Consider the following 24,865-nt stretch of genomic DNA (forward strand, 5'->3'; position numbering starts at 1 on the left):
AGTACTTCGCTGGTCAGCTTCGGCCCAGTGGCGGCTTCAGCCTGCTGGATCAGCGTGGCGCCGGCCTTCTAGATCTACGCTATGTCGAGCCCGGCTTTCTCGGCAACGGTATTCACGATGCTCTGGGCGTCCATGCTCTTCCCCCTCGGTCTTGCGGTCGGTTATCGGGTTTTCGAACGGCGCCGGTCGACCCTGACCTTGACCATCCGCCTGGCGGCTTCCGACGCGGTGGAGCGCAGGGCAAGCAAGGCCGCGCCGGCAAGGACGAGTGCGCTTACAAGGATCGGAGTGGACAAGGTCATGGCGTTGTTCCTTCTCGTCTGGCTGCGGCAACGGGCGAAGCCGCAATCAACCTCTCCTGATATTGTGGCAGCACCATCAACATTCTCCGAAATGACCAAAATGTGATGGCGGCGCGGTTGTTGCAGCTGCGCCAACTGCACGGCCTCACGGCGGAACCGTCACCGACCCGTGACTGGACCGTGCGAGCTTGCACCCTATCTTGACCCGCGAGCTCATGTCTGAGCGAGGAGCACCGCCATGACGAAACCCACCGCCGAAGCAGCCAGGCCCGGTAACCCCGCCATCACCCAGGCGATGATCGACGCCTATGACGAATACACCCATCTGACGCTCGATCGCCGCCGCTTCATGGAGCAGCTGACCAGGCTTGCCGGGTCGGGCGCCGCGGCAGCCACGATCGCGCCTCTCTTGGCCGCCAACTCCGCGCAGGCGGCTGTAGTCGCCGACAACGATCCGCGCGTGAAAGAGCATGATATCACCTATCCCGGCAGCAGCGGCGAGATGAAGGGCTATCTGGTCAAACCGGCGGACCAGTCCGGCAAGCTCGGCACGGTCATCGTCATTCACGAAAATCGTGGCCTCAATCCGCATATCAGGGATATCGCGCGGCGGGTGGCGCTTGAGGGTTTCGTGGCGCTGGCGCCGGATTTCCTGTCGCCGCTCGGCGGCACTCCCGCTGACGAAGACAAGGCGCGCGACATGTTCACCCAGCTCGACGCCAAGCAGGTCACCGCCGATGGCCTGGCGACCATCGCCTATCTCAAGGGCGAGAAGGACGGCAATGGCAAGGTCGGCGCGGTCGGCTTCTGTTGGGGCGGCGGCACGGTCAACACGCTGGCCGTCAATGCGCCCGATCTCGCGGCCGGCGTCGCCTACTACGGCATGCAACCGGAGGCCGAGGATGCGGCGAAGATCAAGGCGGCCCTTTTGCTGCACTATGCGGGGCTCGACGAGCGCATCGACGCCGGCATCGATGCCTACAAGAAGGCGCTCGACGCGGCGCATGTCGAATACACGGTCTATGTCTATGACGGCGTCAACCATGCCTTCAACAACGACACCTCAGCCGCGCGTTACGACAAGAAGGCCGCCGATCTGGCCTGGGGGAGGACTATCGCTTTCCTGAAGGAGAAACTCGGATAGTCTTCACGTGGCCGGCGACGCCCACACGTTCTGGTATGCCGGCGACAGCGTAAAACCGGCCGGCAGCACCGAGACAGGAGGCGGGCGGCGCACGCCCTCCTGGAGATAGCGCAATGCTGAAAACAGTCCGTTCATCGTATAGGGCTTGGCGATCACTCCGATCGCGCCGGCGAAGTGGTCGGGAATGCGTTTTGGATTGGCGGTCATGAAGACCACCATGGAGCGTTTGCTATCGCGGATATGTTCGGCAATTTCGACCCCGGTCGGCCCATCGGCCAAGTGAATATCGACAAAGGCGATGTCGGCATCCGCGGCATCCACGATATCTCTTGCTTCGGGTAGGGATGTCGCCCAGCCGACGACGTGATGGCCGGCCTCCTCGACAAGGCTTTCCAGTTCCATCGCCAGCAGCGCCTCGTCCTCGACAATCAGGACCTTGAGCGGTTCAATCATGACACATTCCCTTTCTGCTGCGGTTCGCCCTTCGGCTGCGATTCATTTGGCATCGAGATGACGACCCTGGTGCCCGGGCCGGCGTCGCGCCATTCGATGTCGGCATGCAACTGGCGGGCAAGCGACTTGATCAGCCGCATGCCGAAAGAGGCGTCGCCACTGGCATCGGCCATGCCGACACCGTCATCGGATACCTCGATGTTGAAGTGGCCGTCTGGCTGGCTCATCTTGATGCAGATGCGGCCCGTGGTGGTGCCGTCGGGCTTTTCCTTGAAAGCGTGCTTCAGCGCATTGGTGACAAGTTCGTTGACCATCAAGGCGACAGGCGTGGCCTTTTCGGCCGGAATGACGATCGGTTCGAGGTCCAGCGTCGACTTGATTTCCCCGCGTCCGGACGCTGTCAGCAGGTCGGTGACGAGATCCCTGGCGAAATCCGAGACGTCGAAGCGGCTGACATCCTTCGACTGATAGAGCCGGCGGTGCACGGTGCTCAGCGCCTCTATGCGCTCCAGCATCGTGGTCAGCGACTGCTTCGTCGCTTCGTCCTTGATCGTCCGGCTTTGCATGATGATCAGCGATGAGATCATCTGCAGGTTGTTCTTCACGCGGTGGTCGACCTCGTGCAGCAGGGTGGTCTGAGCCTCGAGCGCTGCTTCAAGCTCGCTGGTACGTTCTTTCACGGCCTGTTCGAAGCGGTCCTTGTCGGCGGTGATGCGATGCTCGGAAAGCTTGCGATCGGACACATCGAGTTGCGAGGCGAAGAAGAACTGCAACTCACCTTTATCGTTGGAAACCGGGCTGATGTAGAGCGCATTCCAGAACGTCGAGCCGTCCTTTCGGTAGTTCAGCATATCCACGCTGATATCCGTCCGCTCGGCAATCGCTTCGCGCACGCTGGCAATGGCTGCCTTGTCGGTTTTGGGGCCTTGCAGGAAACGGCAGTTCTTGCCCATGACCTCCTCGCGCTCATAGCCCGTGAGGCGCAGGAAGGCGTCATTGGCAAAGACGATCGGATTGTCCGGCTGCCTGGGATCGGTGATGATCATCGACATGCGGGTGGCACGAATGGCTGCCGCGAACGGATCGCCCTTGCCGTGCTCGGCGTGCAGATTGTCCGTCATGTGCCATGCGTCGGCCGGTTCCCTGGTCCTTTTCCAGTCCATGCTTTCACTCCCAAGCCGTTTTTCAGGGGGCACAACGGCTCAGACGTGGAATTGTTCAATCCTAAGCTTTCTTGTCGCACGCAGCCGTTCGCGGAACCAAATCGCCGGTTCCACAATCGATTGAAAAACGAAAGGTTTTTGTTGTTGATCCGAGTCGGCCGATTCGCTGAAAGCAGCGCTGGCGCCGACGCTCTAGCATGGTCAACGCGGTGGTCTTGCAATCGTCAACGGGGATGTCGCGCTCGCCGCTGGCGGCGGTTTCAGGGGTAGGGGAAACGTCAGGCGTGGCCGCGTTTCATGCGCGCCTGCTTCAGGATGGCACGCCAGCGAATCATGTCGAAGGGGATCGGCTCGTTGCTGTTGGCGATGTGGAAGATCTCGTTGTTGACGTTCTTCAACGAGCGCCAGAAATCATAGTCGGTGATACGCGGATCGGCAGCCAACCTGTCCACTTCGACCTTGATATCGGTTTTCATGACGTTCCTCGAACCGCCTGTGCCCGCCGCCCGCATCGCAACTCGGATCAGCCCGTTCTCAAACGGTCTGCTGAGTCGTTCAATGGCTCAAATGGTTTGTTAACGTTAAAACCTTGGTAAGGTTAACGCGGGCGCCGGAGGGCTTCAAGCGGTCTTGCGGCGAATGCCGATCGAGCGGCCGGCGCGTTCGGGCATCGGCAGGCCTGAATGGGCGGCGCGCATCGCTTCCACCTTGGCCTGCACGTCGGCGGGGAAGGGCGCAACCTTCGGCCCGGACATGTCGACATGCAGCGACAGGGTTTCGGAGGTGGCGGCGAGCCAGCCGTCGACGTGGCGGATTTCCTGGTAGGCCCGCAGCCGCTTGTCGTCATGGTCGATCAGCTGGAAAGAGACGACTACCTTGTGTTCGAGGTGCAGCTCCTGGACGTAACAGACATGAACCTCGGCCGTGTAGATGGTCAGGCGCCGCTCCTTGACATAGTCCAGCCCCATGCCCATCGCCTCGAACGCCTCGTCCGAGCAGCGGTCGAACAGCACGTTGTAATAGGCCATGTTGAGGTGGCCGTTATAGTCGATCCAGTCCTTCTCGATGTCCATCGGTTTGGAAACGAAGGGGGCGGAGATGGGCATCGTGAGCATCCTTGTTTTGGTGCTGGACCGAGTTCTGGCGCTGGACAGGACGCGGCCGGTGAGACTAGAGCGGTTCACCGTTTCGCGGAAACGGTGAACCGCTCTCGTTTTTTGTTTTGACGCAATTCCGGACGGAAAACCGCTTCACACTTTTCCTGGAATTGCTTCTTGTGCATCCATAATCGCATAACAAGCGTGGACGCTGGTCCATTCGCGGAGGAATTCATGGCTCTGAGCGACCTCAACCCGGTCGAACGCAACGAGGAAGGCATCGCTGCCGTGCTCGGCATCCTCAAGCAGCAGTTCGGCGAACGCTTCCAGACCGGCGCGGCGATCCGCTCGCAGCATGCCCACACCACCACTTATATCCCGTCGCAGGCGCCCGATGGCGTCGCGTTCCCGGAGACGACAGTGGAAGTGCAGGAGATCGTGCGCGCCTGCGCGGCGCATCGCGTGCCGGTCATCGCCTTCGGGGTCGGCTCGTCACTGGAGGGCCACACCAACGCGCCCGGCGGCGGCATCTCGGTCGACACATCGCGCATGAACCGCATCCTGGCGGTCAACCCTGAGGATCTCGACTGCACCGTCGAGCCCGGCGTGACGCGCGAGGATCTCAACCGTCATTTGCGTGACACCGGCCTGTTCTTTCCGATCGATCCCGGCGCCAATGCTTCGCTGGGCGGCATGGCGGCGACGCGGGCCTCCGGCACCAATGCGGTGCGCTACGGCACGATGCGCGAGAACGTGCTGTCGCTGACGGCAGTCATGGCAGATGGCGAGACGGTGACGACCGGCAAGCGTGCGAAAAAGAGTTCGGCCGGCTACGACCTGACGCGGCTGCTGGTCGGCTCCGAAGGCACGCTCGGCATCATCACGTCGCTGACTTTGAAGCTCCAAGGCATTCCGCAGGCGATCTCCGGCGGCGTCTGCCCGTTTCCGAGCCTCGAGGCAACCTGCAATGCGGTGATCGCCACGATCCAGATGGGCATCCCGGTGGCGCGCATCGAACTGGTCAATGCGCTGCAGATGCGGGCGATGAAGAATTATTCGAAGCTCGATTATCCGGAGAGCCCGTGCCTGTTCGTGGAATTCCACGGCAGCGATGCCGGCGTTGCCGAACAGGCGGAAACCTTCGGCGTGATCGCCGAGGATAATGGCGGCGGACCGTTCCTGTGGACCAGCGTCGCTGAGGAGCGGACGAAATTGTGGAAGGCCAGACACGATGCCTATTGGGCATCGCTGACGCTGCGTCCCGGCACCAAAGGCCTGTCGACCGATGTCTGTGTGCCGATCTCGCGGCTGGCCGAATGCGTTGCCGAAACCGAGGCGGATATTGCCGAGATGGGCCTGGTGGCGCCGATCGTCGGCCATGCTGGCGACGGCAATTTCCACGTGCTGGTGCTGATGGATGTGAACGACCCCAAGGAGATTGCGCTGGCGGAAAAATTCGTCGCCCGGCTCAACATGCGGGCGATCGCCATGGACGGCACCTGCACCGGCGAACACGGCATCGGCCAGGGCAAGATAGGATTCCTGCGCCACGAACTCGGCCACGGCGTCGACATCATGCGTTCCATCAAAAAAGCGCTCGATCCGCAAGACATCATGAACCCGGGCAAGATACTACCTGCATAGGCGAAATGTGAGGGGCGACAATGCGGTACGGGACCGAGACTATTGAGCCCCTGGTTATAAGCGCATCGCGCGGCAAGACACTGTTGTTGTTGTCCGTCAGCCTCTTCTTTGTCCTGGCCTGCGCTTTCCTGATCCATGTCTCCGAGGACGGCGACACCGCCGGCCTTTGGTGGTGCGTGGCGTTTTTCGGGCTGGGCGTGTTGGTGTTTGCCTGGCAGCTTGCGCGCCCGCAGATCCTGGTGCTGAACGGACAAGGTTTCAGTCTCGGCGGAGGTCTTGTTCGATCGCCCAAGCTGGTCCTCTGGAAGGATATCGAAGGCTTCTTCGTCGTCCATCGTCGGCGCAGAGTCGGCGACATGATCGGGTACAATTTCGCACCGGGGGTCAAGAAAAGCTCCGTCATGCGCAGCGTCACCAAAAGCCTGGGCGCCGAAGCCGCATTACCCCAGGGCTGGACATTGTCGCCCGAGGAGATGGTGGCGCTGCTGAACGAATATCGCCGAAGGGCTATGGCGGGATAGGACCGCGGAGCGCGAGAGCTGCTTCGTTGCCGTGGGAAGGGCCAGCAGATGCCGACATCAGAGACATTGCTGCCGGTCGACGTGCCGCTATCGTCCGCCGGTGCGCCCTTGCCGCATGTCTTTGCCGATGAGGGCAGGCTGCTCCTATCTGCCAAGGAAATTGCCTCTTTATCGACACGCTGATGCGGGTAGAGTGCGGCTGACTTTCAATCAACCCGTTCGGAGCTGATGCTCGCACGCCTGTTCGTGATCTTCGGTGGCTTGTTTGTGCTGGTGCTGCTTGCAGCACTCGTGGTGCCGTATTTTATCGACTGGACGGGCTACCGCGCCCAGTTCGAGCGCGAGGCGAGCGCCATTCTCGGCCGCAAGGTGACGGTGCAGGGCGATGCCACCGCGCGGCTGCTGCCGTTCCCCTCGGTGACCTTCTCCAACGTCACCGTCGCCGGCGGCCCCGGCGGCCAGCCGGCAATGACCGTCGAGACCTTTTCGATGGATGCGGAGCTGGCGCCGTTCCTGCGCGGCGAAGTGCTGATCTTCGACATGCGGCTGGTGCATCCGAAGGCGACGATCGACATTGCGGACAACGGCACGGTCGATTGGGCGATGCGGCCGTCCTCGCCCTTTGACCTCAACCAGATCTCGATCGAGAAACTGACGGTAACGGAGGGAGAGATTGCGCTGCGTCATGCCGCCGGCGGGCGCAGCCATCTGGTTTCTGAAATCAATTCGACCATCTCGGCCAAGTCGCTGGCCGGTCCGTGGCGCATGGACGGTACGTTGCGGCTCGACGGCCTACGTTCGATCGTTGCCGCCTCGACCGGGAAGGCCGAGGGCAATGGCCAGATGCGGCTCAGGCTCAAGGTCGATCCCGATGCCTATCCGCTGGTCGTCGAGACCGACGGCAATGCCGGAATCGTCAATGGGGCTGCCGTCTATTCCGGCCAGTTCAAGATTTCCGGCGCCGACAAGAATAGTCCCGACAAAAGCGGGGCAGCGCTGCGCGGCACCGATGGCGAGGTTGTTGAGATCAATACGGGCAAGGTCAGCGCCGGCAAGCCCGATCCGGGGTTCAGGCTGAACGGCAAGTTCTCGCTCGACCACCAGAAGCTCGGCGTCGATGAATTCCGTTTCGAGACCGGGCCGCTCGACAATCCCTACACCGCCGACGGCAGGGCTTCGATCGATCTCGGGCTGAAGCCGAACTTCGCCATCGAGGCCAATGGCGCGCAGGTGCAACTGGACGAGGCGGTGGGCGCTGAGAAGGGCGCCGGCCTGACACTGGACCAGCGCATTGCCGGGATCGAGCAGGCGCTGCTCGACCTGCCGAAACCGACCATACCCGGCACCGTCGAGGTCAAGCTGCCGGCGGTGGTGGCCGGTGACACCACGGTGCGCGACGTGCATCTCTCCGCCGAGCCGGTCGCGGGCGGATGGTCGGTGAAGTCGATGGCTGCGACCTTGCCCGGGCGCACCACGCTGGAAGCCAGCGGCATGCTCAGCGTGGAGGACCATTTCGGCTTCAGCGGCTCGCTGCTTCTGGCGGTGGCGCAACCTTCCGGCTTTGCCGCCTGGCTGTCGAAGGATGTTGACGAGGCGGTCCGCCGCCTGCCGGCCGCCGGCTTCAAGGCCAAGGTCGATCTGTCAGAGAAGCGCCAGGCGTTCAGCGATCTCGAACTGATCCTCGGCAAGGCAAAGTTTTCCGGCCGCATCGACTCCAGCCAGCCCGACGACGCCAAGCCGTCGGTGCTGATGCGGCTCACGGGCGGCGAACTGGACGTCGACGGGCTGACGGCGTTCGCCTCGATTTTCGTCAGCGACAAGGGCGCCAACCGCTTTTCCGACCGCGACCTCGATTTCCAGATCAAGGCCGGGCCTGTCAGCGCCGGCGGGCTGACCGCCGACACGGTCGATACCGCGCTCCGGCTGCGCGACGGGCTGCTCGAAATCGACCGGCTGTCGATTGGCGGCCTTGCCGGCGCGTCGATCAGCGCCACCGGCCGGATCAAGGATTTCCCGGCGAGCCCTACCGGCAAGCTCGACGCCTCGGTGGTATCAGTCGATCTGAAACCGCTGATCGACATCGCCGCGCAACGCTATCCCGACAACGATGTGCTGAAGGGACTGGCAAGCCGCACGACTGCCTATCCCGAGCTGTTCCAGGACGCGCGCGTCGATCTGGTGGCAAGTGCCGCCGACAATGGTGACGGCACAACGGGGCTGGCGGTGAGCGGGCAAGGCAAGGCGGGTGGTTCCGCCTTTTCGGCGTCGCTGTCGGGCAAGGGTGCCGTCGGCCAATTGCTCGACGCACCGGTGACGCTGACCTTCAACGCCAAAAACCCCGACGCCACCGCGCTGCTAGCGCTCTATGGCTTGCCGGCGCTGCCGCTCGGCATGCTCGGCCAGGCAAGCACAGATATCTCGGCCAAAGGCACGCTTGGCGGCGGCCTGGCGACCAGCTTCAACCTGGCCGCCGATGATTTCAAAGCCACCTTTGACGGCACCGTTGCCGAAAGCCCGCAAGGGGCCACCGTCAAGGGCAAGATCGGCGTCGACGCCTCCGATATCGAACCCTGGCTGATGACGACCGGCGTCGGACTGCCGGGCATGGGGACGGGCACCTCGAGCTCGCTCAGCGCGGATGCCGATTTCGGGAATGGCCTGCTAGTGCTGAGCGGCCTCAGCGGGTCCATCAACGAGGCGGAGATTTCGGGCGACGTCAACGTCGATGCAAAGCAGGGGCTGCCGCATCTCTCAGGTGCGCTGGCGCTCGACGAATTGGACCTCGACCCGATCGCCGTTGCGCTGTTCGGCGACCAGGCGTTCCTTGCCAGCAACGCGAACTGGCCGACGGCGCCATTCAGCCAGAAATCCAGCCTGCCATTCAGCGCCGACCTCGACTTGACCACGGCCACCCTTGCCGCCGGACCCATGGCAACGGCCTATGACGCGTCGCTATCGCTGAAACTCGATCAGGAAGGCATCCGCGTTTCGGACCTGAAGGCGAAACTCCTCGGCGGCGCGCTCACCGGGCTGTTCGAGTTGAAGAACACGGACGGCACCGGGCTGTTTTCCGGCCAGATGAAGCTTGCCGGCGCCGATCTGGCGACCGTGCTGCCGGATGCGGGCCTGAGCGGAAGCGGCGATTTCTCGACAGGCCTGTCGACCAGCGGCAAATCGGTCGATGCGATGATCGCTGCACTCTCCGGGTCCGGCACGGCGGCGCTGAACGGCCTGACCATTGCCGGCGTCAATCCCGATGCCTTCGGCGCTTTGATCGCCAAGGCCGATGCGATAGGGCGCGACATCGATGCGGCCAAAACCGCGGGCTTTGCATCTGGCATTGCCGGCGATGGCAATTTCCCCGCCGGCGATACCGATATCGCCTTCACGGTTGCCGGCGGCACGCTGAGGGCGCCGCCGATCAAGCTGGAAAACGCCGGCGCGGCGCTGTCCGCCGACATCACGGCGGACCTGAACACCAGCACCGTTGCCGCCAGGGGTGCGATCACCTACAAGCCCGGCGACGAGGCGCTGGTCGGGTCGGATCCCTCGGTCAATTTCAGCGTCGACGGGCCGTTCGGCGCGATGAAGAAACAGTTCGACAGCGAGCCGCTGGCGCAGTTTTTGACGCAGCGCGCGCTGGAAAAAGAGCAGCAGCGGGTCGAAGCGATGCAGGCAGCACTGCTCGAGAAGCAGCGGCTGCGGCGCGAGGTGCGCTACTACGCCGCCCTGCAGACCGAACGCGACAACGCCGCAGAGGAATTGCGCAAACAGGAGGAAGCGGCGCGGCTGAAAGCCGAGGCCGACGCCAAGGCGAAAGCGGAAGCCGACGCCAAGGCCCAGGCCGAAGCAGATGCGAAGGCCAAGGCGGACGCCCAGGCAAAAGCAGATGCCGAGGCAAAAGCGCAGGCGGAAGCCGATGCCAAGGCCAAGGCAGATGCCGACGCGAAGGCGCAGGCCGAGCAGCAGGCAGCCGAAGACGCCGCCAAGGCCGAAGACGAACGGAAGAAGGCCGAACAGGCGATGCGCATTGCATCGCAGGAAAAGGCCAGACTGGAGGCCGAACGCAAGGCTCAGGAGCAGGCGCCGAAGGTCGACCACTCACTGCCCGGCGTCAATGACGGTTCGGCCCCCGCGCCGCCGAAGCCCAAGACAAATCCGTTTTCGGTCGACAATCTGCTGAAGTCGCTGGGCAATTGAAGCCTGTTCAGACCGCGCCGCGCTTGGCCCAGTCCAGCACGTGGAGCCTGAGTGCCGATGACAAATTGGCGTCGCGCGGCCTTGTCTCATCGATTTCGGCGACCAGAGCCGCGAGCGTCAGCTTTCGTGTCGCGGCGATGGCGACGAGATCGTCGTAGAACGGTTTTTCGAGCGAATAGCTGGTGCGGTGGCCGCGGATCGTCACGGAGCGTTTTTCGACCGGGCTCACCGCAGGCTGCCCATCAGTCGCCCTGTTCTTCAGGGCGTTCGCGGCGGTGGCCGGCGATGAATTTTTCAGCTTTATCCGACGTTAGCCGATCGCGTTCCTTTTCGGCTTTGGAGCGGCCGTGCAGAGCGCGGTTCTCGCTGGCCAGCTTTTCCTTTTCGGCGCGCGCCTTCTGCTTGCGGAGCTGTCGAAGGTTGACGACGTCGCCCATGTCGCGCCGTCCGTCCCGCTACTTCTTGCGGAAGGCGTCGAGCGACACGACGTCTGCACCCTTGCCGGCGGCATCGGCCGCGGCCGGCTTTTTCTCGGCTTCGGCCGCAGCCGCCTTCTTCTCGGCCTTCGGCTTTTTCTCGGAGACGATGGCCAAGGGCTCAAGCGCTGGCTGGGCGGGTGCCTCGTCTTCCGCGGGGACATCTGTCTTGACGTCGAATTCGAGTTCGAAGTTGACCGACGGATCGTAGAAGCCGCGCACGGCCGAGAACGGGATTTCCAGCTTCTCCGGCACGTCGGAGAAGGACAGCCCGACCTCGAAGCCGGTGTCGGTCACCTTGAGGTCCCAATACTGGAACTGGATGACGATGGTCATCTGTTCGGGATAGCGCTCGCGCAGCCTGGACGACACGCGCACGCCCGGCGCGCCGGTCAGGAAGGTGATGAAGAAATGATGATTGCCGGGAAGGCCGGTGCGCGCCACTTCGGCCAGGACCTTGCGCATGACGCCGCGCAACGCCTCCTGGGCCAGAATGTCGTAGCGGATGTGGTCGTCGGCCATGTTCTGGTCGGGTTCCGTTGAATCGTCCGCATAGCTGTAATCAAGCTTGAGGGCGGCGTAAACCGGATATAGGCGCGAACTGATCAGGCCAAGGGGTGTGCCGGCGATTTGATCGCTCAGAGACCGTTTGGAAATTCTACTCTGGCGGCCATCTGATGGCGTTTTCTCCGCTTCCGGTGCTCACGGACCCGAACGTCCGCTGCGCTCCGGTTCTCGAAACCACCACCATATGACTCGCCACAGCGAATTTCGAAACGGTCTCTCAGGCGAGGGCGGTCTGTTTAGCCACCGCAGGTTTGCGCTTGCCGAAGGCGGCCAGAAAGGTGCGTACGCCGTTGGTGGCGGACTGCAGGACCTCCTCCCTTGTCGGTACGCCGCCAAGCATGAAGGTGATCTGCAACTCGGCATTGACCAGCGCAAGAAACTGGCGCGCAGCAATATCGGGATCGTCGACGCTCAGATGCCCGGCATGGGCGAGGCGGGCAAACCGCGCGGCAAGGGCCGACCAAGTGCGGCCTGGCCCCTGTTCGCGCCATACCTCGAAGAGTTCAGGATAACGCCCGCCTTCGGTCTGGATCAGCTTGCGCAGGAAGCGGCCATCGCGGCTGCAGATGCAATTGTGGTTCATGCGCACGGCGAAGTCGATGAGATCGGCTTCGAGATTGCCCGGCTGATCGGGAAAAGTGGCAATGGTTGCAAAGATACCGGCATTGCAGCGCTCGGTCAGATCGCGCACCACCGCAATGAAGAGCTTTTCCTTGTCGCGGTGGTGGTTGTAGACAGTCTGGCGCGAGACGCCGGCTTCTCCCGCGATCAGGTCGATATTGGCGCCGGCAAAGCCCTCCCGGCAAAACACCGAGGCCGCCGCATCGATGATCGACATACGCTTGGCCTCGTGGCCGCGTGGCGGGAAAATGTCAGGAGAAACGGCAGCCTTCATGAAAATCTATATAGAGGTGATTGACGAATTAGACAAGACTGTCTAAATTTGTGGACATAAAACAAAGAGATTTCACGCTCCCGGAGAGGAGTCGGAATTTCGCGGGATGGAACGTCCTAGGGTTAGACGCCACCTGACGGCGGCAACCAGATTTCGAAAGAAGCCACTATCATGAGTCCCAAATTCCTCCGCATCGCGGTCGTGCTCGGCCTGTTGTCCGCAATCGGGCCATTCGCCATCGACATGTACCTGCCGGCGCTGCCTTCCATCGGCGAGGATCTGCATGCGGGCACCGCCGCTGTACAAATGAGCTTGCTGATCTTCTTCCTGTCGATGGGCTTCGGCCAGATCGTCGTCGGGCCGATCTCCGACATGGTCGGCCGCAAGCTGCCGCTCTATGGCGGGCTCGCGCTGTTCATGGTCGGCGGCATCGGTTCGGCCATGAGCCCGACCATCGAATGGCTGATCGCCTTCCGCTTCCTGCAGGGTCTCGGCGCCAGCGCGGGCATGGCTGTGCCTCGCGCCATCGTGCGCGACCTGCACACGGGCACTGAAGCGGCCAAGCTGATGTCCTTGCTGATGTTGGTGTTTTCGGTGTCGCCGATCCTGGCGCCGCTCACCGGCAGCCAGATCATCGAGAATTTCGGCTGGCGTGCCGTGTTCTGGACGGTGACGGGCGCGGCCCTGCTGGCGACGATTCTTTTGGCGACCTCTCTCAAGGAAACGCGGCCGGCCGAAGAACGTGTAGGTTCATCCTTCGGAACCGCACTCGCCGGTTACCGCTTCCTGATGGGCGACCGCAACTATCTCGGCCTGGTGGCGATCGCCGGCTTCGGCATTGCCTCCTTCTTCGTCTACCTCTCGAGCTCGTCCTTCATCCTGATCGACCATTATGGGCTGTCGCCGTCGGTCTACAGCGTGTTCTTCTCGATCAACGCGGTGGCCTTTATCGGCATGTCGCAGCTGACCGGAGTGCTGGCGGAACGCTTCGGCCTGAAGCGCGTGGTCTGGGTTGCGGTGACCGGCTATGCCACGACGATGGTGGTGCTGTTTGCAATCATGGCGACCGGCGTCGACCGGCTCGACGTGATGGCGGCGCTGCTGTTTGTCGGCTACGGCTTCCTCGGCCTGGTCATCCCGACGACGTCGGTGCTGGCGATGGAAGAGCATGGCGAGATCGCCGGTACCGCCTCGGCGCTGATGGGCACGCTGCACTTTGCCATCGGCGCCTTGGCCATGGGTGTCGCCGGCATCTTCTTCGACGGCACGCCGCTGCCTATGGTGGCCGGCATTACGCTGTGCGCCGTCATCTCGTTCACGCTGGCCAAGCTGACGCTCGGCCGTTCGCGCGAGGCTGTTGAGGCTCCGGCGGAGTAAGCCGCCACACTCAGTGAAAAGGCCGGGTCTTCCGGCCTTTTCATGTCTGGGATAATCCGACCTCGGCCAGCACGAACTCGAGCCCTGTTTCGACCGGCGGCCGCGGCAGTTCGACCAACTCATATCCCAATTCGTCGTAGACGCCGACCAGCGAATGGTAGGTGCGTTCGGCGGCTGCGCTTGGGCGCATGTCCAGGCAGAGGGGGAGAGTGGAGGTTTCTGTTGCCAGGTACCTCCGAACCCCGCCTAGAAGTGCGAACCTCTAGGGCTTGATTTGAAGCGTTCGCACTGCATTAAGCAGCGAGACGAGCTTCCGCATAGTTGTCGTTGGCAACTATAAGTTTAGCCCGATGACGGTGGTACAATGCCGGGCAAAAGTACGATCTTTACACCTTCGTCGATCCTATTTCGCCCCCAGCAAAAACCGCTTTGTCGTCAAAGCGGCTTTTGGTGGAGGCGCCGGGTACCGCCCCCGGGTCCGAACGGCTTATTTCATCGCCTGTTTATCGCCATAGTCGGTCAAGCCGACAAACCGAATATAGGGGGCCATTGCGGAAAATGAAAGGCCGCAATGGTGCTTTGTCCCCGGGCCAAATCGGAACGCCGAGGGTTGACTTGGGCACGGTCTCAACCGAAGCTTTGGCGCGGTGAGGAGTATCGACCTAGCGCACAGGTTGCGTAGCGCGCCACAGCCCTCATCGACCGGATCCGTGGCGCCGACGAGGGAAAGTCTGATGGCCGACTATCTTGCGGATGTGAAGAAATACGACGCAGGCGCCAGCGCCGACGCGGTCGAAAAGATCGTCAAGCATCTCGGTATTGCACTGAGGAACCGCGATTCTTCGCTGGTATCGTGCACTGACCCCAAGGAACTCGATCGCGTCAAGGCCAACTGGGTCGCCAAGAAGCTCGGCGTCGCCGACGGCGCCAAGGCGGATGCATCCATCGACAAGACCTGCAAGGCGATGGCTGCCGACAACACCAAGAGCCGCGTGACCTTTTATTACCTGGTCGCCAAGGATCTGGGCAGGCTCGGCTCGCTCTGATCGGCCACACCGCCTGAAAAATGGATGCCGGCGCGGTGCGCGCCGGTTGCCAGGCAATATCCCCGAGGCATTTGCGCTTTGCAGTGTTCGGCCGGCGGCCAGTCGGCTATGATACCGCCATCCCGAATCGAGGCGAAGCCGATGCGCCAATATCTCGACCTTCTGCAGCATGTGCTGGACAACGGCGCCGATCGCGGCGATCGCACCGGCACCGGCACGCGTGGGGTGTTCGGCTACCAGATGCGCTTCGATCTCAGCCGCGGCTTCCCGGTCACCACGACCAAGAAGCTGCATTTGAAGTCGATCATCCATGAACTCCTTTGGTTCCTGGCCGGCGACACCAACATCAAATACCTCACCGACCATGGCGTTTCGATCTGGGATGAATGGGCCGACGAGAATGGCGACCTCGGCCCGGTCTATGGCAAGCAGTGGCGTTCCTGGCCGGACGGCCATGGCGGGTCGATCGACCAGATAGCCAATCTTCTCAAAGAGATACGCAAGAATCCGAATTCGCGCCGGCTGATCGTTTCGGCGTGGAACCCGGCCGAGGTCGAGGCCATGGCGCTTCCGCCCTGCCACTGCCTGTTCCAGTTCTACGTCTCGGAAGGCAAGCTGTCCTGCCAGCTCTATCAGCGTTCGGCCGACATTTTTCTCGGCGTCCCCTTCAACATCGCCTCCTACGCGCTGCTGACCCTGATGGTGGCCCAGGTCACCGGGCTGAAGCCCGGCGATTTTGTTCACACGCTGGGCGACGCGCATCTTTACTCCAACCATTTCGAGCAGGCGCGCGAGCAATTGCGGCGCACCCCAAAGGCGCTGCCGACGCTGTGGATCAACCCGGACGTGAAGGACCTGTTCGCCTTCCGCTTCGAGGATTTCCGGCTGGAAAACTATTTTGCCGACGCGACGATCAAGGCGCCGATCGCGGTCTGATCCTCACAAGCCTGCCATCAGTCGACGCCCACCATGACGTGCTTGCCCTTTTCGAGCTTGAGATCGGCGACGGCCTCGTTGGTGATCGAGGCGGCGACGACGGAGCCGCCGACATCGATGCGAACATGCGAGGTGGTGGCGCCTTTGACGATCTCGACGATCGTTCCCTTGCGGATGTCGCGCGCTGATTTTCATCGGACCTCCTTTGCAGAGTTCGCGGTGAAGTTCCTAGCCAGAACAATCGCTGCCGAACAGACGCTTTCGACGCATGATGGCTTCCCTTGTTATATTCATCCGGATATATCGGTCGGCAGGCGTCGAACTGAGCGGATTCAAACCCAGGGAGAGAATTCATGACGGGCAAAGGTTTTGGATTGAGGGCGATCGCAATTGGCGGCTTTGCTGCAACGTTGATGGCTGCGGTGCCCGCGGCCCACGCAGACGACAAAGTGATCGTGTTTGCCGCGGCCAGCCTCAAGGACGGGCTCGACGCGGTCAACAAGGCCTGTGAGGCCGATGTCGGCGAGGCCGCAACCGTTTCCTACGCCGCGAGCTCGGCACTGGCCAAGCAGATCGAGGGCGGGGCGCCCGCCGACGTCTTCATCTCCGCCGACCTCGACTGGATGAAATACCTCTCCGACAAGAAGCTGACCAAGCCCGAAACCGAGGTGAAACTGCTTGGCAACCAGATCGTCCTGGTGGCGCCGAAGGATTCGAAGGTCGAGACCAAGATCGAGAAAGGCTTCGACCTTGCCAAGCTGGTTGGCGACGGCAAGCTCGCCATGGGCGACTTCAAGGCGGTGCCGGCCGGCAAATACGGCAAGGCGGCACTGGAATCGCTTGGCGTCTGGTTGTCGGTTGAAGGCAAGGTGGCGCAGGCCGAGAATGTGCGCGCGGCACTCAAGCTGGTTTCGACCGGCGAAGCGCCGCTCGGTATCGTCTATGCCACCGACGCGCATGCCGACAAGGACGTCAAGGTGGTCGGCACCTTCCCGGAGGATTCGCATCCGCCGATCATCTACCCGGTTGCCCAGACTTCGGATTCGAAGGACAAGGATACGCCGACCTTCCTGAAGTGCCTGCAATCCGCCAAGGCGGCGGAGCTGTTCAGGGATCAGGGTTTCACGGTGTTGGCGCCAAGCAACTGAGCTCGAAGGACTTCACCTCACGATATGAGCTGGCTGCTGGACCTCACTCCCGACGAATGGAATGCGGTCCGGCTGTCGATCAAGGTGGCGACGGTTGCGATGCTGTTCAGCCTGCCGCCGGGCATCCTGATTGCGCTCTTGCTTGCCCGGGGGAAATTCTGGGGCAAGACGCTGCTCAACGGCGTGGTTCACCTGCCGCTGATCCTGCCACCGGTGGTGACCGGCTATCTCTTGCTGCTCACCTTCGGCCGGCGCGGGCCGGCCGGTGCTTTTCTCGCCGAGCATTTCGGCATCGTTTTCTCGTTTCGCTGGACAGGCGCGGCTCTGGCCTGCGGCATCATGGGCTTTCCCCTGATGGTGCGGGCGATCCGGTTGTCGATCGAGGCGGTCGACCGCAAGATGGAGGCGGCGGCAGGAACGCTCGGCGCCAATCCGCTGTTTGTGTTCGCCACCATTACGCTGCCGCTGGCACTGCCAGGGCTGATCGCCGGCTCTATTCTGTCCTTCGCCAAGGCGATGGGCGAATTCGGCGCCACCATCACCTTCGTCTCCAACATTCCCAACGAGACGCAGACTCTGCCGTCGGCGATCTACACCTTTACCCAGGTGCCGGGCGGCGATGACGGCGCGCTGCGGCTGACGCTGATTTCGATCATCATTTCGATGGCGGCCCTGGTCGCCTCGGAGGTGATGGCGCGGCGCGTCGGCCGGCGGATGGAGATAGAATGAGCGTCCTTGTCGACATCAGCCATCGGCTGGGCGATTTCGCCATCGACGCGCGTTTCGAAAACGCCGGGCGGCTGACGGCGCTGTTCGGGCCGTCTGGTTCGGGCAAGACGACGCTGATCAACATGATCGCCGGCCTGATCCGGCCGGACAAGGGTCGCATCGCGGTCGACGGCCGCGTGCTTGTCGACACCGATGCCGGCATTTTCGTGCCGAAGCACAAGCGCCGGATCGGCATGGTGTTCCAGGATGCGCGGCTGTTTCCGCATATGAGTGTGGCCGGCAATCTGCACTATGGCCGCTGGTTCACGCCACCGGCGGAGCGCTACGCGGAGATGGACGCGGTCGTCGAACTGCTCGGCATCGGTCCTCTGCTCGACAGGCGACCGGCAAAACTATCCGGCGGCGAGAAGCAGCGCGTGGCGATCGGGCGGGCGCTGCTGGCTAGCCCCAAACTCCTGTTGATGGACGAGCCGCTGGCCTCGCTCGACGATGCGCGCAAGGCCGAGATCCTGCCCTATATCGAGCGGCTGCGGGACGAGACGAAGATCCCGATGGTTTATGTCAGCCACTCCGTCGCCGAGGTGGCGCGGCTGGCGAGTGACGTGGTGGTGATGGCGCAAGGCAAGGTCGCGGCTTCCGGCCCGACCGGCGCGATCATGCAACGGCTCGATTTGTTGCCGGCGGAAGAACGCGGCGAGGGTGGTGCGGTTCTGGACGCGCATGTGCTGCGCCATGACGAGTCCTTCGGCATGAGCGTGCTGGGCTCGGCGGCAGGCGAAATCCGGGTGCCGCGGCTGGCTGGGGCGACCGGCGCGCCGGTGCGCATCCGCATCCGCGCCCGCGATGTGATGATCGCCACCGAGCGGCCGACGGCCCTCAGCGCGCTCAACATCCTGCCGGGCACCATCGTCGCGATCAGCCCGGGCGAGGGGCCAACGGTCGAGATCGGCATCGACTGCAATGGCGCAACGGTGCTTGCCCGCATCACCGAGCAGTCGCGGCAGGCGCTGAAACTTCATCTTGGCGGCAAGGTGTTCGCGGTGATCAAGACGGTCAGTTTCGACCGCGCCAATACCGGCGCTGGGTTGCCGGCCGAAGCGGATGGCTGATAGCCGCTATATCGTTTTGGAATAGCGCTACGGATCGGGAGGCGCTACTATGACCGTGGAGGACAAGAGATGCCGTCGCTGAGCCTGCGGATAAATCTCGATCCGGACGGGCGCATAGGTCCGGGCAAGATCGAATTGCTGGAGCAGATCGCCACCTTCGGCTCGATCTCGGCCGCCGCGCGCGGCATGGAGATGTCCTACAAGCACGCCTGGGATTTGGTCGAGGACATGAACCGCGTATTCGGCAAGCCGCTGGTCGCGGCGCAGACTGGCGGCCGCAAGGGCGGCGGCGCGCAGCTGACCTCCGTCGGACTGGCGGTGGTCAGCCGTTTTCGGGCCATCGAACGGGCGGCGGCTTCAGCCGCGGCGACGCATATGGCGGCATTGCAGGCGGAGATTGATGCGGGGTGAGGCGGTGAATAGTGAATAGTGAGTGGTTAGAAGCAACTGGGTATTGCCTTTTCCATTCACCATTCACTCGGCCTTTCTCAGCAAATACGTATCCATGATCCAGCCCTTCTTCCGGCGGGCTTCTTCGCGCACCTTCTCGATCTCCGCACCGACATCGCCGAGGCGGCCCGAAATGATGATCTCATCCGGCGTGCCGAGATAGGCGCCCCAGTGGATGATCAGACCCTTGTCAGCCAGCGTGTTGAAGGCGCATTTGCCGTCGAGCATGACCACGGCGCTACCGGCATTTTGCGGCATGCCTTCTTCGGTCAGGCGGCGGCCGGTGGTGATCAGCACGGGTTCGCCGATGCGGTTCAGCGCCATTTTGTGGCTGGCGGCGAGCGCCTGGACGGCGGTGATGCCGGGGATGACCTCCAGCTCGAACCCGACATTGCCCCGTAGGCGCACACGCTCGAGAATGCGCAGCGCGCTATCGTAAAGAGAAGGGTCGCCCCAGATCAGGAAGGCGCCGCAGCCATCTTCGGCAAGCTCGTCGCGGATCAGGCTTTCGTAGATTTCTGCGATGGCCTCGTGCCAGTCGTCGACGGTCGAGCGGTAGGACGGCGCCGGCTCGGCGCGCACCGGCACGTCGAACTCGACGCGGCGCGAGTTCGGCTTGGTGACGAAACGATCGCAAATCTGGCGGCGCAGTTCGGCAAGGTCGTTCTTCCTTGCGCCCTTGTCTGGAATAAACAGGACGTCCGCCCGGTTCAGGCCTTCGATGGCCTGCACGGTCATATGGTCGGGATTGCCGGCGCCGATGCCGATGACAAGAAGCTTGCGCATGTGGCGAACTCCTGCCTCATCGGAACCTGTTAGTCCAGACCGCCCATTGGCGGTCCAGACCGCCGATTGGCGTGTCCAGAGCGCGATGGTGAACTTCCGGAAGCGGAATGGCTTTGAAACGCCACATTGAAACCGCTAGGGTCGCGCCGCTTTGTCGCCGAGGGGGCTTTCATGCTGCGCTATGTTCTTACGACCATGCTGGCGCTTTCAGCCGCGCCTGCACTGGCCAATGATTCGACCGCCGAGCTTGGTACGGGCGGCCTGATCCTGTCGCGCAGCGATGCAGTGTCGATGCAAAGCGAGGATCTCTTCATCTCGCCGGAAAAGGTGACGGTCGACTACGTCTTCCACAACAACACCGACAAGGATGTCGATGCCATCGTTGCCTTCCCGCTGCCCGACATCGAAGGTGACCCGGAGGAAATGCCGGCCATCCCGGAAAACCAGAGCGACAATTTCCTCGGCTTCGAGGTAACGATCGATGGCGTGCCGGCAAAGCCGCAGCTCGAGCAGAAAGTGTTCGCTGTCGGCATCGATATCGGCGCCGATTTGAAGGCGCAGAACGTGCCGTTCAATCCATTCGGCGATGCGGCCAAGGCGGCCCTGGCCAAGCTGCCGAAAGCGGTCGCCGAGGATTGGGAGAACCGCGGCATCATCATCGAGGATACCGGCAGCGACGGTACCGAGGCGAACAAGGTCTATACGCCGTGGTGGCAGTTGCGCTCGACCTACTGGTGGCGCTCGACCTTTCCGGCCAACAAGGATGTCCATGTCTCGCACCGCTACAAGCCCAGCGTCGGCGGCACGTCGTCGGTCAGCTTCTTCTATGACGGCAAGTTCTCCGAGGGTAGCCAATATGCAAGCTACAAGACCCGGTTCTGCATGGACGACGCGTTCGAGAATGCGGTTCGCCAGGCCGCCAAGGCCGACGGCTATCCGCATTTTTACGAGAACCGCATTCAATATATCCTGACCACCGGCGGCAACTGGGCGAACGGCAGCATCGGCAAGTTCAAGCTGACTGTCGACAAGGGCAATCCGAAAGCGCTGATTTCGTTCTGCGGCGACAATGTCAAAAAGGTCGGGCCGACGACCTTCGAGACGACGGCGAAGGATTTCTATCCCGAGCGCGACATCGACATATTGCTTTTGGAGCCGTCGGATAGCGGAGATGCCAACTGATGGACCTCGCGATCTATGTCGCTATCGCCGAGAACGGCGTCATCGGGCGCGAAGGCGGCCTGCCGTGGCGGCTATCCACCGATCTCAAGCGCTTCAAGGCCGATACGATGGGCAAGCCCGTCATCATGGGTCGCAAGACCTATGAAGGCATCGGCAGGCCGCTGCCGGGCAGGCTGAACATCGTGGTGACGCGCGACAAGGCCTGGCGCGCCGATAGCGTTGAAACAGCAAATTCGCTGGAAGCCGCGATCCTGCTGGCCACGGTGCGCGGGCGTTGCATGAGCGGGGTCGACGAAATCTGCGTCATCGGCGGCGGCGAGATCTATGCCCAGGCGCTGCCGCTCGCCGACCGCCTGCATGTCACCCATGTGCTGGCCAAGGTCGACGGCGATGCGCATTTCCCGCCGATCGATCCAGCCAGCTGGCGAATTGTGCATTCGCAGGATTTTCCGGCTGGTGAAAAGGACAGCCACGCAACGCGCTATACGGTTTACGAGCGCCGCCGGCCAATGACACAGGTATCCCCGTGACGGCCAACAAGCATCAGCCGCTCGGCACTTTCATGGATTTGCTCGGCACAGAAATGCGCTTGCGCATGGGAAATGACCCTGCGCGTGAAGCCGCCCATGGGCGGATTTTCGGTAACACGGCGGTTGATGCGCCGCAGAGGGGCGGTGAGCGGCCCCAGCGTCAGCCGGCTTGTCGTCACCTTGCGGAATGCTTTGCCGAGCTTGAAAAGATCGGCGGCAATCTTGGCAAGCTCGCCGCCGCGCTGCGCGAGATTGAGCCGCATCTCAGCTGGAACAATCAAAGCGAGCGCCGCAAGTCCGCGGTCCTGGCCGAGAATTATGCCGATTCCTTCATTGTCGGTCCGGGCGGTTTCGTCCCGAGCGGTGCAATCGAGATCGGAGTCTCGGTCATGGCGCCGCACACGACCTATCCAGATCATCGGCATCCGCCGGAAGAGCTTTACCTTGTCCTGTCGCAGGGCAAATGGCGGCAGAATGCCGAGGCGTGGCATGAACCCGGGGTCGGCGGGGTCGTCTACAATCCACCTGACATCGTTCATGCCATGCGCGCGGATGCCAAGCCGCTTTTCGCCATTTGGTGCCTTCCCCTCGACAATACGCCGCATTGATAGGGCGACTTATTGGAATTTGCCGCTTGCAGCGGTCCAAATCGGACGGTGCAGCGTCGGATCGCGTTGAAAGCGCATCGCGGCGTCCCTATAGAAGAACAACTGGATTTTGCGCCGCAAGGCCGGCGCTGAGGGAATTCCAAGCGAAAGGACATTCATGCCCTGGAACGACAAGAGCGGTGGCGGCGGCGGCCCATGGGGCGGCGGCGGCGGCAATCAGGGGCCCTGGGGGCAGGGACCAAAGGGACCTAGCGGCCCGCAAGGGTCACCTCCCGATCTCGAAGACATCATCCGCCGCGGCCAGGACCGGCTGCGGCGCGCGCTGCCCGGTGGCAGCGGCGCCAGCCCGGCCGTCTTTGCGCTGATCGCTGCGGCGCTGATCGTGCTGTGGGCGTTCAAGGCGGTCTACACCGTGCAACCGGACGAAGTTGCGGTCGAGTTGCGCTTCGGCAGGCCGAAGGCGGAGCTGTCGCAGCCGGGTCTGCATTTCCACTGGTGGCCGGTCGAAACCGTCGAGACGGCCAACATCGCCGAGCAGCTCGTCGATATCGGTGGTGGCGGCGCGACGAGTGGCAACACTTCCGGGCTGATGCTTACCGGCGACCAGAATATCGTCAACGTCCAGTTCTCGGTGGCCTACCAGGTCTCCGATCCGAAGGCCTATCTGTTCGATGTCTCCGATCCCGAAGGCATGCTGCAGCAGGTCGCTGAAAGCGCCATGCGTGAAGCTGTCGGCCGGCGACCGGCCCAGGACATTTTCCGCGACGATCGCCAAGGTATCGCCGCGTCGGTGCGTGAAATCATCCAGACGACGCTGGACGGCTACAAGGCCGGCCTGAACGTCAACGCGGTTTCGATCGAGGACGCGGCGCCGCCGCGCGAAGTGGCGGACGCGTTCGACGAAGTGCAGCGCGCCGAACAGGACGAGGACAAGTTCGTCGAGCAAGCCAACCAGTATTCCAACCAGAAACTCGGCCAGGCGCGCGGCGAGGCCGCACAGGTCCGTGAAGACGCGGCGGCCTACAAGAACCGCGTCGTGCAGGAGGCCGAAGGCGAGGCGCAGCGCTTCATCTCGGTCTATGACGAATATGCCAAGGCCCCCGATGTGACGCGCAAGCGCCTCTATCTGGAAACGATGGAGAAGGTCCTGAAAGACTCCAGCAAGGTCATCGTCGAACAGGGCAATGGGCAAGGGGTCGTGCCCTATTTGCCGCTGCCGGCACTGCAGCCGAAGGCGCCGGCGCCCCTTGGCGCCACGACCGGAGGAGCACAGTGATGGCCAATCGTCTTCCCATCCTCGCCGTCATCGCGGTCGTGCTTCTGTTCCTGCTCTACTCCTCGGTCTTCGTGGTCAACGCGCGCCAGCAGGCGCTCGTGCTGCGGTTCGGTGAGATCGTCGATGTCAAGAATGAACCCGGAATCTATTTCAAGGCGCCTTTCGCCTTCTTCGACGCCGACAGCGTGCAATTGATCGAAAACAGGGTGCTGCGTTTCGATCTCGACAACATCCGCGTCCAGGTTTCGGGCGGCAAGTTCTATGAGGTCGACGCCTTCATCGCTTACCGTATCTCGGATCCGCGCGTGTTCCGCTCCGCCGTGTCCGGTCAGATCACACTGGCAGAAGCCCGACTGAGGACGCGTCTGGATGCAGCGCTGCGCCGTGTCTACGGTCTGCGCGACTTCGAAGCGGCGCTCTCGGAAGAGCGGGCCGTGATGATGCGGGAAGTGCGCGATCAGCTTCGGCCGGACGCGACGTCGCTCGGTCTGCAGATCGAGGATGTGCGCATCCGCCGGACCGACCTGACGGCTGAGGTTTCGCAGCAGACCTTCGACCGCATGAAGGCCGAACGCCTGGCCGAGGCCGAACGGCTGAGAGCGCGCGGCAAAGAGGCCGCGCAGCGCATCACCGCACGCGCCGACCGCGAAGTGGTGGAAATCGTCGCCGAAGCGCGCAAGGAATCGGAAATCCTGCGCGGTGAGGGCGAGGCCCAGCGCAGCGCCACCTTCGCCGATGCCTACAAACGCGATCCGGCCTTCTTCGACTTCTACCGATCGATGAATGCCTATGGCACGGCGCTGGACAACTCCGGGACGACGATGGTGCTGTCGCCGAACTCGGAGTTCTTCCGCTTCTTCCGCAACCCCGACGGCACGGACGCAAAGCCGGCGACCCCTGCGGCTCCAGCGACGGCACCTGCCGCGCCGGCGGCACAACCTGCACCCGCCCAGTAGGGCGGTGCAGGATTTCCTTGCGGCCATAGGCCTGGTCCTCGTTGTCGAGGGCCTGGTCTATGGCGGCTTTCCCGGCCTCGCCAAGCGCCTTGCCGGCGAAGTGCTGTCGACGCCGGAAAATGCGCTGCGCATCGTCGGGCTGGCGGCGATTGCCATCGGCGTCGGCATTGTCTGGCTGGTGCGTGGCTGAGGACCGCTGATATCAGGTGTAACGGAGGATTTATCCTCCTGATGTGGCCATAGCCGCAAACGTGCCGTATTTCTTGCCAA

The 24,865-nt window shown here is 62.7% G+C and carries 30 protein-coding genes and 1 other RNA gene; 19 read left to right on the forward strand and 12 right to left on the reverse strand.

Annotated features, from left to right (window positions below; translation table 11 throughout):
* The first annotated feature begins 198 nt into the window (after window positions 1-198).
* Together ACWTU9_RS16995 and ACWTU9_RS17000 are read left to right on the forward strand one after the other, a co-directional pair.
* Window positions 199-408 carry a hypothetical protein gene (locus ACWTU9_RS16995; RefSeq protein ID WP_455859334.1) on the forward strand — a complete coding sequence of 70 codons (210 nt, stop codon included), beginning with the start codon at window positions 199-201 and terminating at the stop codon, window positions 406-408.
* A gap of 132 nt (window positions 409-540) precedes the next feature.
* The gene (locus tag ACWTU9_RS17000; RefSeq protein ID WP_455859281.1) at window positions 541-1,446 is read left to right on the forward strand and encodes a dienelactone hydrolase family protein; all 906 of its coding nucleotides are present in this window, start codon (window positions 541-543) and stop codon (window positions 1,444-1,446) included.
* Window positions 1,447-1,449: 3 nt separating this feature from the next.
* Here ACWTU9_RS17000 and ACWTU9_RS17005 read toward each other — a convergent pair whose 3' ends face one another.
* From ACWTU9_RS17005 to ACWTU9_RS17020, 4 genes are all read right to left on the reverse strand, one after another.
* Window positions 1,450-1,899: a response regulator gene (locus ACWTU9_RS17005; protein WP_455859282.1), complete on the reverse strand. Its 450-nt coding sequence runs from the start codon at window positions 1,897-1,899 to the stop codon at window positions 1,450-1,452.
* Window positions 1,896-3,062, reverse strand: coding sequence for a histidine kinase dimerization/phosphoacceptor domain -containing protein (locus ACWTU9_RS17010; RefSeq protein ID WP_455859283.1), 1,167 nt, complete (start codon window positions 3,060-3,062; stop codon window positions 1,896-1,898). The genes ACWTU9_RS17005 and ACWTU9_RS17010 overlap by 4 nt, the downstream gene beginning before the upstream one ends.
* A 278-nt stretch (window positions 3,063-3,340) precedes the next feature.
* A complete protein-coding gene (locus tag ACWTU9_RS17015; protein WP_056582983.1) occupies window positions 3,341-3,538 on the reverse strand; it encodes a hypothetical protein in 198 nt (65 codons plus the stop codon).
* Between the two features lie 144 nt (window positions 3,539-3,682).
* Window positions 3,683-4,168: a thioesterase family protein gene (locus ACWTU9_RS17020; RefSeq protein WP_455859284.1), complete on the reverse strand. Its 486-nt coding sequence runs from the start codon at window positions 4,166-4,168 to the stop codon at window positions 3,683-3,685.
* A 225-nt stretch (window positions 4,169-4,393) separates the two neighbouring features.
* Between ACWTU9_RS17020 and ACWTU9_RS17025 the strand changes: the two genes are divergently transcribed.
* Genes ACWTU9_RS17025 through ACWTU9_RS17040 form a run of 4 tightly spaced genes read left to right on the forward strand, consistent with a single transcriptional unit; the run spans window position 4,394 to window position 10,524 of the window.
* Window positions 4,394-5,803, forward strand: a complete 1,410-nt coding sequence (locus tag ACWTU9_RS17025; RefSeq protein ID WP_455859285.1) for an FAD-binding oxidoreductase — start codon at window positions 4,394-4,396, stop codon at window positions 5,801-5,803.
* A 20-nt stretch (window positions 5,804-5,823) separates the two neighbouring features.
* Complete coding sequence (locus tag ACWTU9_RS17030) at window positions 5,824-6,324, forward strand: hypothetical protein (protein ID WP_455859286.1); 501 nt, start codon at window positions 5,824-5,826, stop codon at window positions 6,322-6,324.
* Between the two features lie 48 nt (window positions 6,325-6,372).
* Entirely contained in the window at window positions 6,373-6,507 is a 135-nt protein-coding gene (locus tag ACWTU9_RS17035; protein WP_455859287.1) for a hypothetical protein, read from the forward strand.
* Between the two features lie 45 nt (window positions 6,508-6,552).
* On the forward strand, window positions 6,553-10,524 hold the full coding sequence (locus ACWTU9_RS17040) for an AsmA family protein (RefSeq protein WP_455859288.1): 3,972 nt from the start codon (window positions 6,553-6,555) through the stop codon (window positions 10,522-10,524).
* A gap of 7 nt (window positions 10,525-10,531) precedes the next feature.
* Here ACWTU9_RS17040 and ACWTU9_RS17045 read toward each other — a convergent pair whose 3' ends face one another.
* The 4 genes from ACWTU9_RS17045 to ACWTU9_RS17060 all read right to left on the reverse strand — a co-directional run bounded on the left by ACWTU9_RS17045 (window position 10,532) and on the right by ACWTU9_RS17060 (window position 12,462).
* Window positions 10,532-10,753, reverse strand: coding sequence for a ribbon-helix-helix domain-containing protein (locus tag ACWTU9_RS17045; RefSeq protein WP_455859289.1), 222 nt, complete (start codon window positions 10,751-10,753; stop codon window positions 10,532-10,534).
* Between the two features lie 13 nt (window positions 10,754-10,766).
* Window positions 10,767-10,961, reverse strand: coding sequence for a DUF4169 family protein (locus ACWTU9_RS17050; RefSeq protein WP_455859290.1), 195 nt, complete (start codon window positions 10,959-10,961; stop codon window positions 10,767-10,769).
* Between the two features lie 18 nt (window positions 10,962-10,979).
* Window positions 10,980-11,522, reverse strand: a complete 543-nt coding sequence (locus ACWTU9_RS17055) for an SspB family protein (protein ID WP_454589666.1) — start codon at window positions 11,520-11,522, stop codon at window positions 10,980-10,982.
* A gap of 262 nt (window positions 11,523-11,784) precedes the next feature.
* Window positions 11,785-12,462, reverse strand: a complete 678-nt coding sequence (locus ACWTU9_RS17060) for a TetR/AcrR family transcriptional regulator (RefSeq protein ID WP_455859291.1) — start codon at window positions 12,460-12,462, stop codon at window positions 11,785-11,787.
* 171 nt (window positions 12,463-12,633) lie between these two features.
* On the opposite strand from ACWTU9_RS17060, the gene ACWTU9_RS17065 reads away from it, so the two are divergent.
* Window positions 12,634-13,839 carry a multidrug effflux MFS transporter gene (locus tag ACWTU9_RS17065; protein ID WP_455859292.1) on the forward strand — a complete coding sequence of 402 codons (1,206 nt, stop codon included), beginning with the start codon at window positions 12,634-12,636 and terminating at the stop codon, window positions 13,837-13,839.
* A gap of 40 nt (window positions 13,840-13,879) precedes the next feature.
* Here the strand turns inward: ACWTU9_RS17065 and ACWTU9_RS17070 are convergent, their stop codons facing one another.
* Both ACWTU9_RS17070 and ssrA read right to left on the reverse strand, forming a co-directional pair.
* A complete protein-coding gene (locus ACWTU9_RS17070) occupies window positions 13,880-14,029 on the reverse strand; it encodes a hypothetical protein (RefSeq protein ID WP_455859293.1) in 150 nt (49 codons plus the stop codon).
* An 18-nt stretch (window positions 14,030-14,047) separates the two neighbouring features.
* Window positions 14,048-14,407: a transfer-messenger RNA gene (gene ssrA, locus ACWTU9_RS17075) on the reverse strand.
* Between the two features lie 166 nt (window positions 14,408-14,573).
* On the opposite strand from ssrA, the gene ACWTU9_RS17080 reads away from it, so the two are divergent.
* Window positions 14,574-14,885, forward strand: coding sequence for a DUF2853 family protein (locus tag ACWTU9_RS17080; RefSeq protein WP_455859294.1), 312 nt, complete (start codon window positions 14,574-14,576; stop codon window positions 14,883-14,885).
* A 141-nt stretch (window positions 14,886-15,026) separates the two neighbouring features.
* Window positions 15,027-15,821: a thymidylate synthase gene (locus ACWTU9_RS17085; RefSeq protein WP_455859295.1), complete on the forward strand. Its 795-nt coding sequence runs from the start codon at window positions 15,027-15,029 to the stop codon at window positions 15,819-15,821.
* 17 nt (window positions 15,822-15,838) lie between these two features.
* Here ACWTU9_RS17085 and ACWTU9_RS17090 read toward each other — a convergent pair whose 3' ends face one another.
* Window positions 15,839-15,997, reverse strand: coding sequence for a TOBE domain-containing protein (locus ACWTU9_RS17090; RefSeq protein ID WP_455859332.1), 159 nt, complete (start codon window positions 15,995-15,997; stop codon window positions 15,839-15,841).
* A gap of 177 nt (window positions 15,998-16,174) precedes the next feature.
* On the opposite strand from ACWTU9_RS17090, the gene modA reads away from it, so the two are divergent.
* The 4 genes from modA to ACWTU9_RS17110 all read left to right on the forward strand — a co-directional run bounded on the left by modA (window position 16,175) and on the right by ACWTU9_RS17110 (window position 19,218).
* Window positions 16,175-16,969 carry a molybdate ABC transporter substrate-binding protein gene (modA, locus tag ACWTU9_RS17095; RefSeq protein WP_455859296.1) on the forward strand — a complete coding sequence of 265 codons (795 nt, stop codon included), beginning with the start codon at window positions 16,175-16,177 and terminating at the stop codon, window positions 16,967-16,969.
* Between the two features lie 24 nt (window positions 16,970-16,993).
* Entirely contained in the window at window positions 16,994-17,698 is a 705-nt protein-coding gene (gene modB / locus ACWTU9_RS17100; RefSeq protein WP_455859297.1) for a molybdate ABC transporter permease subunit, read from the forward strand.
* The gene (gene modC / locus ACWTU9_RS17105; RefSeq protein ID WP_455859298.1) at window positions 17,695-18,807 is read left to right on the forward strand and encodes a molybdenum ABC transporter ATP-binding protein; all 1,113 of its coding nucleotides are present in this window, start codon (window positions 17,695-17,697) and stop codon (window positions 18,805-18,807) included. Before modB ends, modC begins: the two co-directional genes overlap by 4 nt.
* Window positions 18,808-18,876: 69 nt before the next feature.
* Window positions 18,877-19,218: a winged helix-turn-helix domain-containing protein gene (locus tag ACWTU9_RS17110; protein ID WP_454578083.1), complete on the forward strand. Its 342-nt coding sequence runs from the start codon at window positions 18,877-18,879 to the stop codon at window positions 19,216-19,218.
* Between the two features lie 63 nt (window positions 19,219-19,281).
* Here the strand turns inward: ACWTU9_RS17110 and cobF are convergent, their stop codons facing one another.
* Complete coding sequence (gene cobF, locus ACWTU9_RS17115) at window positions 19,282-20,043, reverse strand: precorrin-6A synthase (deacetylating) (protein ID WP_455859299.1); 762 nt, start codon at window positions 20,041-20,043, stop codon at window positions 19,282-19,284.
* 171 nt (window positions 20,044-20,214) lie between these two features.
* Between cobF and ACWTU9_RS17120 the strand changes: the two genes are divergently transcribed.
* The 6 genes from ACWTU9_RS17120 to ACWTU9_RS17145 all read left to right on the forward strand — a co-directional run bounded on the left by ACWTU9_RS17120 (window position 20,215) and on the right by ACWTU9_RS17145 (window position 24,785).
* Window positions 20,215-21,225 (forward strand): DUF4424 domain-containing protein, encoded by a 1,011-nt coding sequence (locus ACWTU9_RS17120; protein ID WP_455859300.1) that lies wholly within the window; start codon window positions 20,215-20,217, stop codon window positions 21,223-21,225.
* A complete protein-coding gene (locus ACWTU9_RS17125) occupies window positions 21,225-21,755 on the forward strand; it encodes a dihydrofolate reductase (RefSeq protein ID WP_455859301.1) in 531 nt (176 codons plus the stop codon). The genes ACWTU9_RS17120 and ACWTU9_RS17125 overlap by 1 nt, the downstream gene beginning before the upstream one ends.
* A gap of 32 nt (window positions 21,756-21,787) precedes the next feature.
* On the forward strand, window positions 21,788-22,363 hold the full coding sequence (locus ACWTU9_RS17130) for a dimethylsulfonioproprionate lyase family protein (protein WP_455859302.1): 576 nt from the start codon (window positions 21,788-21,790) through the stop codon (window positions 22,361-22,363).
* A 157-nt stretch (window positions 22,364-22,520) separates the two neighbouring features.
* A complete protein-coding gene (gene hflK, locus ACWTU9_RS17135; protein WP_455859303.1) occupies window positions 22,521-23,639 on the forward strand; it encodes an FtsH protease activity modulator HflK in 1,119 nt (372 codons plus the stop codon).
* Window positions 23,639-24,595 carry a protease modulator HflC gene (gene hflC / locus ACWTU9_RS17140; RefSeq protein ID WP_454578077.1) on the forward strand — a complete coding sequence of 319 codons (957 nt, stop codon included), beginning with the start codon at window positions 23,639-23,641 and terminating at the stop codon, window positions 24,593-24,595. The genes hflK and hflC overlap by 1 nt, the downstream gene beginning before the upstream one ends.
* A 4-nt stretch (window positions 24,596-24,599) precedes the next feature.
* Window positions 24,600-24,785: a DUF2065 domain-containing protein gene (locus ACWTU9_RS17145; protein ID WP_454578076.1), complete on the forward strand. Its 186-nt coding sequence runs from the start codon at window positions 24,600-24,602 to the stop codon at window positions 24,783-24,785.
* Window positions 24,786-24,865: the final 80 nt, after the last annotated feature.

The organism is Mesorhizobium sp. 128a, assembly GCF_053848025.1.

Excerpts from the sequence above, each read along its gene's own strand:
- ACWTU9_RS17000 (WP_455859281.1), top strand. The coding sequence starts at position 541 with ATGACGAAACCCACCGCCGAAGCAGCCAGGCCCGGTAACCCCGCCATC.
- ACWTU9_RS17005 (WP_455859282.1), bottom strand. The coding sequence starts at position 1,899 with ATGATTGAACCGCTCAAGGTCCTGATTGTCGAGGACGAGGCGCTGCTG.
- ACWTU9_RS17010 (WP_455859283.1), bottom strand. The coding sequence starts at position 3,062 with ATGGACTGGAAAAGGACCAGGGAACCGGCCGACGCATGGCACATGACG.
- ACWTU9_RS17015 (WP_056582983.1), bottom strand. The coding sequence starts at position 3,538 with ATGAAAACCGATATCAAGGTCGAAGTGGACAGGTTGGCTGCCGATCCG.
- ACWTU9_RS17020 (WP_455859284.1), bottom strand. The coding sequence starts at position 4,168 with ATGCCCATCTCCGCCCCCTTCGTTTCCAAACCGATGGACATCGAGAAG.
- ACWTU9_RS17025 (WP_455859285.1), top strand. The coding sequence starts at position 4,394 with ATGGCTCTGAGCGACCTCAACCCGGTCGAACGCAACGAGGAAGGCATC.
- ACWTU9_RS17030 (WP_455859286.1), top strand. The coding sequence starts at position 5,824 with ATGCGGTACGGGACCGAGACTATTGAGCCCCTGGTTATAAGCGCATCG.
- ACWTU9_RS17035 (WP_455859287.1), top strand. The coding sequence starts at position 6,373 with ATGCCGACATCAGAGACATTGCTGCCGGTCGACGTGCCGCTATCGTCC.
- ACWTU9_RS17040 (WP_455859288.1), top strand. The coding sequence starts at position 6,553 with ATGCTCGCACGCCTGTTCGTGATCTTCGGTGGCTTGTTTGTGCTGGTG.
- ACWTU9_RS17050 (WP_455859290.1), bottom strand. The coding sequence starts at position 10,961 with ATGGGCGACGTCGTCAACCTTCGACAGCTCCGCAAGCAGAAGGCGCGC.
- ACWTU9_RS17055 (WP_454589666.1), bottom strand. The coding sequence starts at position 11,522 with ATGGCCGACGACCACATCCGCTACGACATTCTGGCCCAGGAGGCGTTG.
- ACWTU9_RS17060 (WP_455859291.1), bottom strand. The coding sequence starts at position 12,462 with ATGAAGGCTGCCGTTTCTCCTGACATTTTCCCGCCACGCGGCCACGAG.
- ACWTU9_RS17065 (WP_455859292.1), top strand. The coding sequence starts at position 12,634 with ATGAGTCCCAAATTCCTCCGCATCGCGGTCGTGCTCGGCCTGTTGTCC.
- ACWTU9_RS17070 (WP_455859293.1), bottom strand. The coding sequence starts at position 14,029 with ATGCGCCCAAGCGCAGCCGCCGAACGCACCTACCATTCGCTGGTCGGC.
- ACWTU9_RS17080 (WP_455859294.1), top strand. The coding sequence starts at position 14,574 with ATGGCCGACTATCTTGCGGATGTGAAGAAATACGACGCAGGCGCCAGC.
- ACWTU9_RS17085 (WP_455859295.1), top strand. The coding sequence starts at position 15,027 with ATGCGCCAATATCTCGACCTTCTGCAGCATGTGCTGGACAACGGCGCC.
- modA (WP_455859296.1), top strand. The coding sequence starts at position 16,175 with ATGACGGGCAAAGGTTTTGGATTGAGGGCGATCGCAATTGGCGGCTTT.
- modB (WP_455859297.1), top strand. The coding sequence starts at position 16,994 with ATGAGCTGGCTGCTGGACCTCACTCCCGACGAATGGAATGCGGTCCGG.
- modC (WP_455859298.1), top strand. The coding sequence starts at position 17,695 with ATGAGCGTCCTTGTCGACATCAGCCATCGGCTGGGCGATTTCGCCATC.
- ACWTU9_RS17110 (WP_454578083.1), top strand. The coding sequence starts at position 18,877 with ATGCCGTCGCTGAGCCTGCGGATAAATCTCGATCCGGACGGGCGCATA.
- cobF (WP_455859299.1), bottom strand. The coding sequence starts at position 20,043 with ATGCGCAAGCTTCTTGTCATCGGCATCGGCGCCGGCAATCCCGACCAT.
- ACWTU9_RS17120 (WP_455859300.1), top strand. The coding sequence starts at position 20,215 with ATGCTGCGCTATGTTCTTACGACCATGCTGGCGCTTTCAGCCGCGCCT.
- ACWTU9_RS17125 (WP_455859301.1), top strand. The coding sequence starts at position 21,225 with ATGGACCTCGCGATCTATGTCGCTATCGCCGAGAACGGCGTCATCGGG.
- ACWTU9_RS17130 (WP_455859302.1), top strand. The coding sequence starts at position 21,788 with ATGGATTTGCTCGGCACAGAAATGCGCTTGCGCATGGGAAATGACCCT.
- hflK (WP_455859303.1), top strand. The coding sequence starts at position 22,521 with ATGCCCTGGAACGACAAGAGCGGTGGCGGCGGCGGCCCATGGGGCGGC.
- hflC (WP_454578077.1), top strand. The coding sequence starts at position 23,639 with ATGGCCAATCGTCTTCCCATCCTCGCCGTCATCGCGGTCGTGCTTCTG.